Below are 13,471 nucleotides of genomic sequence, written 5' to 3'. Positions count from 1 at the left end.
GGGAGGAAATAAAGTGTTAAAAAAACAAACAGTTTGGTTATTAACGATGTTAAGTTTAGTTGTTGTACTATCTGTGTATTACGTGACAACTCCTGACAAAATGAATACAGCATCGCCAGCAACAGGTGAAAAGATTGGACAAGAAAAACAAGGTACTGATAAAGCAGTAACAAACGAAGCACCTAAAGAAACTCCGAAAAAAGAAAATATAAGCAAAGAAACAACAAATAAAGAAACAGACAAAAAAGAAAATGCAAAAAAAGAAACAAGTAAAAAAGAGGGCAATGTATCAGTTCAATCAAGTGATGAGAATTTCACAGCTTTACGTATGCAAATGGAAGATCAGCGTAGTGAACAAAAAGCAAAATTACAAGAAGTGATGAGTTCAACAAAAGCTTCAGCAACAGAAAAGAATAAAGCGAAAGAAAATTTTGATGCCATTACGACAATGGAAACGAAGCAAGAATTACTTGAGACAGTAATTAAATCTCAAGGAGGATATCCAGATGCTCTTGTAAGAGCTGATGGTACTGATATTAGAGTAACGGTTAAAGCGGCAAAACATTCACAGAAAGAAGCAAATAAAATTATTCAACTTGTAAGAAGTGAAGGCGGATCAAAAGATGTAGGTGTGAAATTTGATCCACCAGCGAAATAAGTGAAACTTTAATCCGTAGGGATTTCCCTACGGATTATTATCTTTTACTAAGCAAAGGGTATGCAAATAGTAAAAAGAGTATGTAAGTACGTGTGAATAGAAAAAAGCTATCATTTTCGATAGCTTTTTTCTATTGCGTCTTTGTAATTATTTTTACTATGTTCAGCTCGGAATGGAGAAACACGTTGTGAGTAAAAGATTAATGGTTCATGGTACTGATGATTACTTTTTCCGGATTTGACGTGGATGCAAAGAACGCATGCCCAAACGATTACAGCAGGTAAAAAGAGAATGAGCCATATCATATTTCCACACCTCGACACAATATATTTTCTACACTTTGAACATACTATTCTTATATGAAGGAATGATGAACGGTGTGTAAACAAAAAAAAAATATTTGGTAAAAATATGTTATTGACTATAGGTGTGGTGAAGAGGGAATGGCATGTTTGCTGTGTAACGTTTTGAAAAAGTAGTGAATGTTTTTTAAGAAGTGGTCTTGCCAATTTCGTGTGAAACTTGGTATTATTACTAGGTATTAAATTTTTATTGGAATAATATTTTTACAGGAGTTTCGATTTATTATAAAGAAATATAAATTGGAATGTTTAAAAAATTTATCGTAAGATGGAAATAGTAAATATTTCTATTAGTTAATGAAATATATTTTCTAATAGAATACATCGTATTTTTACAGTCAATCTAGTTTTCGTGACGAGAATCTGTAAAAACGGGACAAACAAGAGTATGGGAGTGGATTTTACATGTTTAAAATTCAAGAAGTTCGCGAATTAATTAAATTAATTGATAGCTCTAATATTGATGAATTTGAATACAAAAAAGACGGTACAACAATCAAAATGAAAAAGCGTGGTAATGAAGTTGTTGCTGTGCAAGCACCTGCAGCAAAACAAGCTATGCAACCAGTAGCGCCTGTTGAAGTTGAAACGAAAGTAGCAGCAGCACAAGCAGAAGCGCCAAAACAAGAAGAGAAGAAGGCTGTTCAAAATGAAAACCTACATAAAATCACATCACCGATGGTAGGTACATTCTATTCTTCTTCTTCGCCTGATACACCTCCATATGTAAGTGTTGGGGATAGAGTATCGAAAGATTCTATCGTGTGTATTGTCGAGGCTATGAAGTTATTTAACGAAATTGATGCTGATGTAGAGGGCGAAATTGTTGAAATTCTTGTTAATAACGGACAGCTTGTTGAGTATGGACAACCGCTATTTCTTGTAAAAGCGTAATAAGGGAGTCTTTGTGATGATAAAAAAAGTATTAATAGCCAATCGTGGGGAAATTGCTGTACGAATTATTCGTGCTTGTAAAGAAATGGATATTGAAACAGTTGCAATTTATTCAGAAGCAGATAAAGAGTCACTTCACGTACAGATTGCAGACGAGGCGTATTGTGTAGGACCAACGATTTCGAAAGAAAGCTATTTAAATTTGACGAACATTATTAGCGTTGCGAAGTTAACAGGCTGCGATGCTATTCATCCGGGATACGGATTTTTAGCAGAGAATGCAGATTTCGCAGAATTATGCCGTGAATGTAACTTGATTTTTATCGGTCCAAGTCCAGAAGCTATTTCAAAGATGGGCACAAAAGACGTTGCTCGTGATACAATGAAAGAAGCAGGGGTTCCGATTGTACCAGGTTCACAAGGGATTATTAAAAATACCGAAGAAGCGATCGAGCTTGCTAATCAAATTGGATATCCAGTTATTATTAAAGCGACTGCAGGTGGCGGTGGAAAAGGTATTCGTGTTGCACGCCATGAAGAAGAGCTTATAAAAGGAATTCAAATTACACAGCAAGAAGCTAGTACCGCTTTTGGGAACCCTGGTGTATACTTAGAAAAGTACGTTGAAGATTTCCGCCATGTTGAGATTCAAATAATGGCAGATACACACGGAAATGCCATTCATTTAGGAGAGCGTGATTGTACAATTCAGCGCCGTTTGCAAAAACTACTAGAAGAAAGTCCATCACCTGCACTTGATGAAGATATTCGCAAGCAGATGGGTGAAGCGGCAGTTAAAGCGGCGGTAGCGGTTGATTATACAGGTGCTGGTACGGTTGAGTTTATTTATGAATATAAAACGAAAACCTTTTATTTCATGGAGATGAATACGAGAATTCAGGTTGAGCATCCGGTTACTGAAATGGTAACGGGAATGGACTTAATTAAAGAGCAAATTCTTGTTGCTTCAGGAGAAAAGTTATCGTTACAGCAAGAAGAAGTACAATTTAATGGTTGGGCAATTGAATGTCGAATTAATGCGGAAAACCCTGCCAAAAAATTTATGCCATCTCCAGGTAAAGTAGAAATGTACTTACCACCAGGAGGATTTGGTATTCGCGTCGATTCAGCTGTATATCCGGGATATTCAATCCCACCTTTCTATGATTCGATGGTTGCTAAATTAATTGTTCACGGAAAAACACGTGAAGAGGCAATTGCAAAAATGAAGCGCGCACTTAGTGAATTTGTCATTGAAGGCGTACATACAACAATCCCGTTCCATTTGCAATTGCTAGATCATCCTGATTTTGTAAAAGGTGAGTTTAATACGAAATTTTTGGAAGAGCATGAACTTGTGACGCAGTGATACATTAAAGGAGGTTTTTTTCATGGCTGAACATATGTTAGATATGGGTCAAGATACAACTCTTGGTAAAGTAGAAATTGCACCAGAAGTAATTGAAGTAATTGCAGGTATTGCAGCTGCTGAAGTAGAAGGTGTAGCGGCAATGCGCGGTAATTTTGCTACAGATGTTGTTGAGAAGTTAGGTAAGAAAAATCATGGTAAAGGTGTAAAGGTTGAATTAGCAAACGAAGATATTATCGTTGACCTTTATGTTGTAATGTATTTTGGTGTAGCAATTCCAGTTGTTGCACAAAAGATTCAAGACAATATTCGCCAAGCACTCTTTACAATGACAGGACTTGAGCCAAAAGAAGTGAATGTTCACATCGTTGGCGTAACATTCGAAACACAAAAAACAGAAATCGAACCAGTGTAAGAATGAAAAGGTGCCTAGTAACATAGGCATCTTTTTTATCGTTTCATTTCTTCACAAATTACAACCCTCTAATTATTATACTATTTCAAAAAATAAGAAATAAACAAGGAAATGTGTCGTTTTTCCAAAAAACGTACATTGTGATAAGATATGGAACTTGAAGTTAATCTTTTTATTATTTTTCAGCCTTGTAACCCGTGTGTGAAACGATAAATTGTGTTATTATCATTGTATTATAAGGTTGGAAAATCAATGAAAACTGTAAGAGTAAGTGAATTGACGGCTTATAAATTATAATAATATAACAAAGTATAAGGAAAGACTTGAAGCATAAAGGAGAGTTACAATGAAACGTAGGACGGCTAGAGAAAGAGCAATGCAAGCATTATACCAAATGGATATTACAGGTGAATTAGAACCGAAAGTAGCAGTGGAAAACACGCTGGATGAAGGCGAAGAAACAAATGAGTTTCTAGAGTCACTTGTAGTAGGTTTTGTAGAAAATAAAGAAGCAATCGATGAAGCGATTCGTCAAAACTTAAAAAAGTGGAAGCTTGAGCGTATTAGTATTGTTGATCGCAGTATTTTACGTGTAGCTGTGTATGAAATGAAGTACATGGAAGAAATTCCACACAACGTAACAATTAACGAAGCAATTGAAATTGCAAAAACATTTGGGGATGAGGAATCTCGTCGTTTTATTAACGGCGTTTTATCTAATATAAAAGATACACTGTAAATTCTTTAAGGGGGAATCTTAAAATGGTAGCAGTAATCATCAAAGGAAATGAAGTTGCGGAGAAAAAACGAGCACAATTAACAGAAGAAGTTGTGAAGTTGAAAGAGCAAGGTATTGTACCAGGATTAGCAGTTATTTTAGTTGGAGAAGATCCAGCATCTCGTTCTTATGTGAAAGGAAAAGAAAAAGGCTGTGAACAAGTAGGGATTTACTCAGAGCTAATTGAACTTCCTGAAACAATTACTGAGGAACGTTTGCTTGCTGAAATCGATCGCTTAAATGGAGATGACCGTATTAATGGCATATTAGTGCAATTACCTTTACCAAAACATATTGAAGAAAAAGCTATCATTGAAAGAATTTCACCAGAAAAGGATGTAGACGGATTTCACCCAATCAGCGTGGGACGTATGATGACGGGACAAGATACATTCCTTCCATGTACACCGCATGGTATTGTAGAATTAGTAAAAGAAACAAATCTTGATATTTCTGGAAAACATGTAGTAGTAATTGGAAGAAGTAATATTGTCGGTAAACCAGTGGGACAATTGTTTTTAAATGAAAATGCCACTGTAACATATTGTCATTCTAAGACGCAAAATATGAAAGAGTTATCGAAGTTAGCTGATATTTTAATCGTAGCTGTTGGACGACCTAAAATGATAACAGCGGATTATATTAAAGAAGGAGCGGTTGTAATTGACGTTGGTGTTAACCGTTTAGAAACAGGAAAACTTTGTGGTGATGTTGACTTTGACAACGTGTTAGATGTTGCGGGTTACATTACACCTGTGCCAAAGGGTGTTGGTCCAATGACAATCACAATGCTTCTTCATAATACTGTTGAATCTGCCAAACGTGCAGGTGTCGTTTGTAAATAATTTGAGTCGGCTATGAGGAGAGAGAAATGGAGAAGCAATATTTAACCGTTACAGCGTTAACACGCTATATAAAAACAAAAATAGAATATGATCCGCATTTGCAGTCTGTTTGGTTAAAAGGTGAAATTTCCAACTTTAAAAATCATAGCCGTGGCCACATGTATTTTACATTGAAAGATGAAAATGCAAGAATCGCAGCGGTTATGTTTGCGGGCCATAATCGTAATATTAAATTCAAACCTGAAAATGGGATGAAGGTACTCGTGAAAGGGAAAATCTCTGTTTACGAGGCGAGTGGTTCTTATCAAATTTATATTCAAGACATGCAGCCTGACGGAGTCGGGAATTTACATTTAGCGTACGAACAGTTAAAAGTTCGTTTAGAAGAAGAAGGACTTTTTTCTCAAGTTTATAAAAAAGCGATTCCTCCTTACGCTAAAACAATAGGTGTGATTACGTCGCCAACAGGAGCAGCGATTCGTGATATTATAACAACGATTAAACGTCGTTATCCAATTGGGAATGTTATTGTATTTCCGGTACTTGTACAAGGGGAGTCAGCGGCTCCCTCGATTGTACAAGCGATTCGTACAGCGAATGAAATGGGAGAGATAGATGTACTAATCGTTGGTCGTGGTGGAGGTTCTATTGAGGAATTATGGGCTTTCAATGAGGAAATGGTTGCAAGAGCAATCTTTAAGAGTGAAATTCCTATTATTTCGGCAGTAGGCCATGAAACTGATTTTACAATCGCAGATTTTGTTGCAGATTTACGCGCGCCAACACCGACTGCAGCAGCTGAGCTGGCAGCACCTAACATTATAGAGTTACAAGAAAAGGTATTACAAAGAACTCTGAGATTGCAAAGAGCAATGAGAGAGTTAGTACATAAAAAAGAAGAAAAACTACAAGTGTTGCAAAAATCGTATGCGTTCCGTTATCCAAGACAAGTATATGAGCAAAAGGAAGAGCAATTAGATAGAGCGCTAGAACAGCTTGTTTTAGCGAAAGAGCGCTATATTGATAAAAAGGTGAATCAGTTAAAGCAACTTTCATTTTATTTAGAGAAGCACCACCCATCTCAAAAAATTATGCAAACGAAGGTAGCTGTTGAAACGTTGCAAAAGCAATTACAACGTGAAATGCAAACGTTACTTCAAACGAAAGAATTTGCCTTTGTAAGAGCTGCTCAAAAACTTGAAGCGTTAAGTCCGCTTAAAGTAATGATGAGAGGGTACGGGCTTGTATATGATGAAGAGAAGCAAGTGTTAAAAAGTGTGAAAGATGTAAGCCTTGGAGATGCTGTTTCAGTTCAATTACAAGATGGAATACTAGATTGTAGCGTATCAGGCATAGAGGAGCGTGAATTGAATAATGGAAAATAAATTAAGCTTTGAAGAGGCAATTTCGCAACTTGAGCATCTTGTTTCTAAGCTAGAACAAGGTGACGTACCTTTAGAAGAAGCGATTTCTTATTTTAAAGAAGGTATGGAATTATCTAAGCTTTGTGATGAGAAGCTGAAGAATGTACAAGAACAAATGGCAGTTATTCTTGGGGAAGATGGAGAGCTTGAACCGTTTACTGCTTTAGGAGATGAAGCATAGTGACGATTGCTTTTGATACTTTTTTGAAAGAAAGTAAAACTTTCGTAGAAGAAAAACTTGTAAGCTATGCAAATGAATTACAATGTCCAAATGTACTTCGTGAAGCGATGGCATATTCTTTGGAAGCGGGTGGAAAACGTCTCCGCCCGTTACTTTTGTTTGCAACATTACAAGCGTTTGGGAAAGAAAGAAATCTTGGAGTAGGTGCAGCTTGTGCTCTTGAAATGATTCATACATATTCATTAGTTCATGATGATTTACCTTGTATGGATGATGATGATTTAAGAAGAGGAAAGCCCACAAATCACAAAGTATTTGGTGAAGCGATGGCAGTTTTAGCAGGAGATGGCTTATTGACGTATGCTTTTCAAGTTATTATGGCATATGAGCAAAAAGAAATTTCTGCCGAAAAAAAAGTAAGACTTGTACTTGAACTTGCAAAAGCAGCAGGACCAGAAGGAATGGTTGGCGGACAAGTGGCAGATATGGAAGCTGAAGGGAAACGCCTTACGATTGATGAATTGGAGTACATCCATAAACATAAGACCGGAAAACTGCTTGAATTTGCTGTACTTGCGGGTGCGATACTTTCTGATGCGACAGAAGAGCAAGAAGAAAAGTTGCTTACGTTTGCCAAATATATCGGTCTAGCTTTCCAAATTCGAGATGATATTTTAGATGTCGAAGGAACTGAAGAAGAGATTGGAAAACCGATTGGTAGCGATCTTTCTAATGAAAAGAGCACATATACAACGTTGTTTACTGTAGATAGAGCAAAGGATATTTTAGAAGAAACAATTGCAGAAGCAAAAGGTGCGATTAGTTCCTTGCAATTACAAGATGAATATTTACTATCTATTTGTGATTTGATTGCAAAACGTAATAACTAATATAACAGCGTTTTCATTTGTTGAGTCATTCATCATTTTATGATATAAATGTAGGAAAAGGTTTTTCTTTTCTTGTTATTGGCAAAAATATATGTAGATTACATTGCCGTTATCACTTCGTGTTAGCGGCTATTTTTTTCATCGCCTAAAGAAATATGGTTTATAATAGGATTAGGGCGCAATAGACTGGTTAATAGCGGGACAAGACGAAAAATAGAAAAGAGAATTTCTTGTTTTGTGTAAATGTTTTTTATAATATTTGACATGTTGACAGATTATGAAATGAAAGTGAGTGATCCATGTGGATCTAACGCAAATTCAAAACCCTAGTTTTTTGAAAGATATGTCTATCAGTGAACTAGAGGGATTGAGTGAGGATATTCGTAAGTTTTTAATTGAAGAGCTCTCTCAAACAGGTGGACATATTGCACCTAATTTAGGTGTAGTAGAACTCACAATTGCTCTGCACAAATTATTTGATAGCCCGCAAGATAAATTTTTATGGGATGTAGGACATCAATCCTATGTACATAAAATTTTAACTGGACGTGCGAAAGAGTTTGGTACATTAAGGCAATATCAAGGTCTATGTGGTTTCCCGAAACGTTGCGAGAGTGAGCACGATGTATGGGAAACTGGTCATAGCTCGACTTCGTTATCGGCTGCAATGGGAATGGCTCTGGCACGTGATTTAAAGAAAACGAAAGAATATGTTATACCAATTATTGGAGATGGTGCTTTAACAGGCGGAATGGCTTTAGAGGCATTGAACCATATTGGACATGAAAAAACAGACATGATTGTTATTTTGAATGATAATGAAATGTCAATTGCACCAAACGTTGGTGCGCTTCATAATGTGCTCGGTCGTTTACGTACCGCAGGAAAATATCACTGGGTAAAAGATGAATTAGAGTATATATTAAAGAAAATCCCAGCAGTTGGCGGGAAAGTGGCTGCGACAGCAGAGAAAATAAAAGATAGTCTTAAATATTTACTAGTATCTGGTGTCTTTTTCGAAGAGTTAGGCTTTACATATTTAGGTCCAGTCGATGGGCATGATTATGAAAAGTTATTCGAAACGTTGCAATATGCAAAGAAAACAAAAGGCCCAGTGCTTGTTCACGTTATTACGAAAAAAGGAAAAGGTTATAAACCGGCTGAGAGTGACGTTATTGGAACTTGGCATGGAACAGGACCTTATAAAATTGAATCAGGTGACTTCGTTAAGCCGAAAGAAGTTGCACCAGCATGGAGTGCTGTCGTTAGTGAAACAGTACTTAAGCTAGCGAGAGCGGATGAGCGTATCGTAGCAATTACACCTGCAATGCCTGTTGGATCAAAACTTGAGAAATTCCAAAAAGAATTCCCAGATCGTATGATTGATGTAGGTATTGCAGAACAGCATGCTACAACAATGGCAGCAGGTATGGCAACGCAAGGAATGAAGCCATTCTTAGCGATTTATTCAACATTTTTACAAAGAGCATATGACCAAGTTGTTCATGATATATGCCGCCAAAATTTAAATGTTTTCATCGGAATAGATCGCTCGGGATTAGTAGGAGCAGATGGTGAAACGCATCAAGGCGTATTTGATATCTCATTCTTACGTCACTTGCCGAATATGGTGCTTATGATGCCGAAAGATGAAAATGAAGGGCAACATTTAGTTTATACGGCGATGCAATATGAAGATGGACCAATCGCATTGCGTTATGCTCGCGGTAATGGACTTGGCGTTCATATGGATAAAGAATTAAAGGCGATTCCAATCGGTACGTGGGAGACGTTAAAAGAGGGGACACAAGCAGCTATTTTAACGTTTGGTACGACAATACCAATGGCAATGGAAGCAGCTGAGCGTCTTGAAAAAGCTGGGGTTTCAGTGAAAGTAGTGAATGCTCGCTTTATTAAACCAATGGATGAAGCATATTTACATGATCTTCTAGGAAAGAATATACCGATTTTAACGATTGAAGAAGCTTGTTTAATCGGTGGTTTTGGAACAGGAGTAGTTGAATTTGCATCTGAAAATGGTTACCATAGTGCATTAGTTGAACGGATGGGTATTCCAGACCGCTTCATAGAGCACGGAAGTGTAACAAAATTATTAGAAGAAATTGGTTTAACGACAGATGCTGTTGTAGACCGTATTCATACAATGATTCCATCAAAACAAAAAAGGGCGTAACAAATGAGCGTAAAAAAAGAAAGAGTAGATGTACTATTAGTAGAGCGAGGACTTATAGAAACGCGTGAGAAAGCAAAGCGCGCCATTATGGCCGGACTCGTATATGCAAATGAGATGAGACTTGATAAGCCAGGAGAGAAAATCTCGCAAGATACTGAGATTACGGTGAAGGGACAAGTTATGCCGTATGTAAGTCGTGGTGGTTATAAACTTGAAAAGGCATTAGAGACATTTCATCTTGATTTACAAGATAAAGTTATGATAGATATTGGTTCATCAACTGGTGGCTTTACAGATTGCGCGCTTCAAAATGGAGCGAAATTATCTTATGCATTAGATGTAGGATACAATCAACTAGCGTGGAAATTACGTCAAGATGAGCGTGTTGTTGTAATGGAACGAACAAACTTCCGTTACGTGACACCAGCAGACTTAGAACGTGGTTTACCTCAATTTGCAAGTATTGATGTTTCATTTATATCATTAAAGCTTATACTGCCAGTTTTAAAAACAATGCTTATGCCTAACGGAGATGTAGCAGCGTTAATTAAACCGCAGTTTGAAGCTGGAAGAGAGCAAGTTGGGAAAAAAGGTATCGTTCGTGATAGAAAAGTACATGAAGCTGTTGTAGAAATGATTGTCGAGTTTGCTTTAAAAGAAGGCTATGATGTGGAAGGTTTAACATTCTCACCAATTACGGGTGGGGATGGTAATATTGAATTTTTAATTCATCTGAAATGGCATGGTGAACGTGAGAATGGCGAAAATCATTCTCCGATTTCTATAGAGCAAGTTGTTACAGAAGCGCATGACGTTCTAAAACAAAAAGGGAAAGGGGAATAACATATGTTGTTCCTCTTTTTGCTGTAATTGTATAATGATTGTAAAAACAATTGTGTACAAGAAACGAATTATAAGTTAACATAAATAAGTGAAGTATACCAATGTTTAAACTATGGTAAGAGATAGTGTGAGGTGCAAATGTATGAATAAAGGTCAGCGCCATATTAAAATCAGGGAAATTATTGCAAACAAAGAAATTGAAACACAAGATGAATTAGTTGATATTTTACGTAATGAGGGATTTAATGTAACGCAAGCAACAGTATCGCGCGATATTAAAGAACTGCACTTAGTGAAGGTGCCATTACATGATGGGCGCTATAAATATAGCTTGCCAGCAGATCAACGATTTAACCCGTTACAAAAATTAAAACGAAATCTAGTGGATTCATTTGTAAAATTAGACACGGCAGGACATATGCTTGTGCTAAAAACATTGCCTGGTAACGCTCATTCACTTGGAGCACTTATTGATCATTTAGAGTGGGATGAGATCATCGGAACCATCTGTGGTGATGATACTTGCTTAATTATTTGCCGTACACCTGACGATACAGGTGTTGTCTCTGATCGTTTCTTAAATATGTTGTAACAAAAAATCTTGTTTGCTTTCCATCGTAAAGTGGAAAGTGAACAAGATATTTTTATTGGTTAAAAATATGAATTTTCAATTGTAATATAATATTTTGTTTGCATAAAGTTAAAAAATAGATGGATTGACCCGTAAAACAAATGTTTGGTACAATGAAGCGGGTTAGAAGAGTATATACATACAAATATATAGCATGATTATTTGAATGAAGAACTGAGAAAATCCTTTAGTAAGGGATTATTTTATAACGAGGTGAATGGGGCATTGTTATCGGAATTATCGATTAGAAACTTTGCTATTATTGAAGCATTAAATATTTCTTTTCAAAAAGGTTTAACGGTTTTAAGCGGTGAAACAGGGGCCGGAAAATCGATTATTATTGATGCAATTAGTTTACTTGTAGGTGGCCGTGGGTCAGCAGAATTTGTTCGATATGGAACAGAAAAGGCTGAGATTGAAGGGCTATTTTATGTTGAAGATGAGAAGCATCCATGTATTGAAAAGGCAGAAGAGTTAGATATAGAAATAGAAGATGGTATGATTATTTTAAAGCGTGATATTGCTGCGAACGGGAAGAGTGTATGTCGTGTAAATGGGAAGCTTGTTACACTTAGCATATTAAAAGAAATTGGGAAAACACTTGTTGATATTCATGGACAGCACGAAACGCAAGATTTAATGAATGAAGAACGACATCTGTTTATGCTTGATCACTTTGATGGGGATCGAATCGTTAAACAATTAGACATATATCAAAACGTATACGCTGACTATGAAAAATTAAAAAAACAATTGAAATCGTTAAGTGAAAATGAGCAACAAATGGCACATCGCTTAGATTTAATTCAATTTCAGCACGAGGAAATTCGCAAGGCGGATTTAAAGATGGATGAAGAAAATGAATTAACTGAGGAACGATTGCAAATTTCTAATTTTGAAAAGATTTATAAAGCGTTAGGTGATGCATATCGTTCTTTAAGTGCCGACGGACAAGGATTAGATAATGTAAGAAGTGCAATGGGGCAAATGGAAAGTATCACACATTTAGATGAAGTGTATCAAGAGAATCATGATTCAATTGCAAATAGCTATTACTTATTAGAAGAGGTTGCCTATCAACTGAGGGAAAAGCTCGATATGATGGAATATGATCCAAATCGTTTAGATGAAATCGAAACACGTTTGAATGAAATTCGTATGCTAAAGAGAAAATATGGAAATAATGTAGAAGAGATTTTAGCGTATGCTGATAAAATTGAACAGGAAATTTTTACGATTGAAAATAAAGACGTTCATATTGAAACGACGAAGAAACAGTTGAAGGAATTAGAAAGTGTTATTATGAAAGAAGCAACGTTGTTAAGTAATATGCGTCATGAGCTTGCAGAACACCTTACAAATGCAATTCATCAGGAATTAAAAGAATTATATATGGAAAAAACGAAATTTGAAGTGAGAATTATGAAGAGAGAAGGAAATGCAGAAGAGCCCCTTGTGGAAGGTGCGCCGGTAAGACTTACGGCGGATGGTTACGATCATGTGGAATTTTATATTTCAACGAACCCAGGAGAGCCGCTAAAACCACTTTCAAAGGTTGCTTCTGGCGGAGAGTTATCTCGTATCATTTTAGCTTTAAAAAGCATTTTTTCTAAGCATCAAGGGGTTGCATCTGTTATTTTTGATGAAGTGGATACGGGTGTAAGTGGCCGGGTCGCACAGGCTATTGCGGAAAAAATTTATCGAGTATCAGTAAACTCGCAAGTACTTTGTATTACGCACTTACCTCAAGTAGCTTCAATGGCAGATTCACATTTATTTATTCGAAAACAAGTAGCGAATGATCGGACAATTACATCAGTTACTGTTTTAACTATGGAGGATAAAGTAACAGAAATAGCTCGAATGATTTCTGGTGTGGAAATCACAGATTTAACGACAGAGCATGCGAAAGAATTACTTACGCAAGCGCATCATTTTAAACAGACAGCAGAGGCTATCCAGTAATGGATAGCTTTTTTTCTCAAAT

General features: G+C 36.5%; 14 protein-coding genes. 13 read left to right on the top strand and 1 reads right to left on the bottom strand.

Going from position 1 to position 13,471, the window contains the following annotated elements:
• The first annotated feature begins 13 nt into the window (after positions 1-13).
• Positions 14-658: a SpoIIIAH-like family protein gene (locus BHV55_RS21000; RefSeq protein WP_070756947.1), complete on the top strand. Its 645-nt coding sequence runs from the start codon at positions 14-16 to the stop codon at positions 656-658.
• Positions 659-768: 110 nt separating this feature from the next.
• Here BHV55_RS21000 and BHV55_RS20995 read toward each other — a convergent pair whose 3' ends face one another.
• A complete protein-coding gene (locus tag BHV55_RS20995; RefSeq protein ID WP_002101315.1) occupies positions 769-963 on the bottom strand; it encodes a hypothetical protein in 195 nt (64 codons plus the stop codon).
• A 462-nt stretch (positions 964-1,425) separates the two neighbouring features.
• On the opposite strand from BHV55_RS20995, the gene accB reads away from it, so the two are divergent.
• From accB to recN, 12 genes are all read left to right on the top strand, one after another.
• On the top strand, positions 1,426-1,914 hold the full coding sequence (gene accB, locus BHV55_RS20990; protein WP_000472859.1) for an acetyl-CoA carboxylase biotin carboxyl carrier protein: 489 nt from the start codon (positions 1,426-1,428) through the stop codon (positions 1,912-1,914).
• 16 nt (positions 1,915-1,930) lie between these two features.
• Positions 1,931-3,283, top strand: a complete 1,353-nt coding sequence (accC, locus tag BHV55_RS20985) for an acetyl-CoA carboxylase biotin carboxylase subunit (RefSeq protein WP_000592870.1) — start codon at positions 1,931-1,933, stop codon at positions 3,281-3,283.
• Between the two features lie 22 nt (positions 3,284-3,305).
• Complete coding sequence (locus BHV55_RS20980; RefSeq protein ID WP_000807630.1) at positions 3,306-3,698, top strand: Asp23/Gls24 family envelope stress response protein; 393 nt, start codon at positions 3,306-3,308, stop codon at positions 3,696-3,698.
• A 346-nt stretch (positions 3,699-4,044) separates the two neighbouring features.
• Positions 4,045-4,437: a N utilization substance protein NusB gene (nusB, locus tag BHV55_RS20975; RefSeq protein ID WP_000830247.1), complete on the top strand. Its 393-nt coding sequence runs from the start codon at positions 4,045-4,047 to the stop codon at positions 4,435-4,437.
• A gap of 23 nt (positions 4,438-4,460) precedes the next feature.
• On the top strand, positions 4,461-5,321 hold the full coding sequence (folD, locus tag BHV55_RS20970; protein ID WP_000226732.1) for a bifunctional methylenetetrahydrofolate dehydrogenase/methenyltetrahydrofolate cyclohydrolase FolD: 861 nt from the start codon (positions 4,461-4,463) through the stop codon (positions 5,319-5,321).
• A 26-nt stretch (positions 5,322-5,347) separates the two neighbouring features.
• The gene (gene xseA / locus BHV55_RS20965; RefSeq protein WP_000415249.1) at positions 5,348-6,706 is read left to right on the top strand and encodes an exodeoxyribonuclease VII large subunit; all 1,359 of its coding nucleotides are present in this window, start codon (positions 5,348-5,350) and stop codon (positions 6,704-6,706) included.
• Entirely contained in the window at positions 6,696-6,926 is a 231-nt protein-coding gene (gene xseB, locus BHV55_RS20960; RefSeq protein ID WP_000428423.1) for an exodeoxyribonuclease VII small subunit, read from the top strand. Before xseA ends, xseB begins: the two co-directional genes overlap by 11 nt.
• The gene (gene ispA / locus BHV55_RS20955; RefSeq protein ID WP_000150374.1) at positions 6,926-7,816 is read left to right on the top strand and encodes a (2E,6E)-farnesyl diphosphate synthase; all 891 of its coding nucleotides are present in this window, start codon (positions 6,926-6,928) and stop codon (positions 7,814-7,816) included. Before xseB ends, ispA begins: the two co-directional genes overlap by 1 nt.
• A gap of 301 nt (positions 7,817-8,117) precedes the next feature.
• On the top strand, positions 8,118-10,010 hold the full coding sequence (dxs, locus tag BHV55_RS20950; RefSeq protein ID WP_000366454.1) for a 1-deoxy-D-xylulose-5-phosphate synthase: 1,893 nt from the start codon (positions 8,118-8,120) through the stop codon (positions 10,008-10,010).
• 3 nt (positions 10,011-10,013) lie between these two features.
• Positions 10,014-10,853, top strand: coding sequence for a TlyA family RNA methyltransferase (locus BHV55_RS20945; protein WP_000111874.1), 840 nt, complete (start codon positions 10,014-10,016; stop codon positions 10,851-10,853).
• Between the two features lie 142 nt (positions 10,854-10,995).
• Positions 10,996-11,445 (top strand): arginine repressor ArgR, encoded by a 450-nt coding sequence (argR, locus tag BHV55_RS20940; RefSeq protein ID WP_001032580.1) that lies wholly within the window; start codon positions 10,996-10,998, stop codon positions 11,443-11,445.
• A gap of 264 nt (positions 11,446-11,709) precedes the next feature.
• Positions 11,710-13,449: a DNA repair protein RecN gene (recN, locus tag BHV55_RS20935; protein ID WP_000947765.1), complete on the top strand. Its 1,740-nt coding sequence runs from the start codon at positions 11,710-11,712 to the stop codon at positions 13,447-13,449.
• Positions 13,450-13,471: the final 22 nt, after the last annotated feature.

This window comes from Bacillus sp. RZ2MS9 (genome assembly GCF_001816185.2).
In the GTDB taxonomy this organism is placed as follows: domain Bacteria; phylum Bacillota; class Bacilli; order Bacillales; family Bacillaceae_G; genus Bacillus_A; species Bacillus_A cereus.
This window is presented reverse-complemented; position numbering and strand designations above follow the sequence as displayed.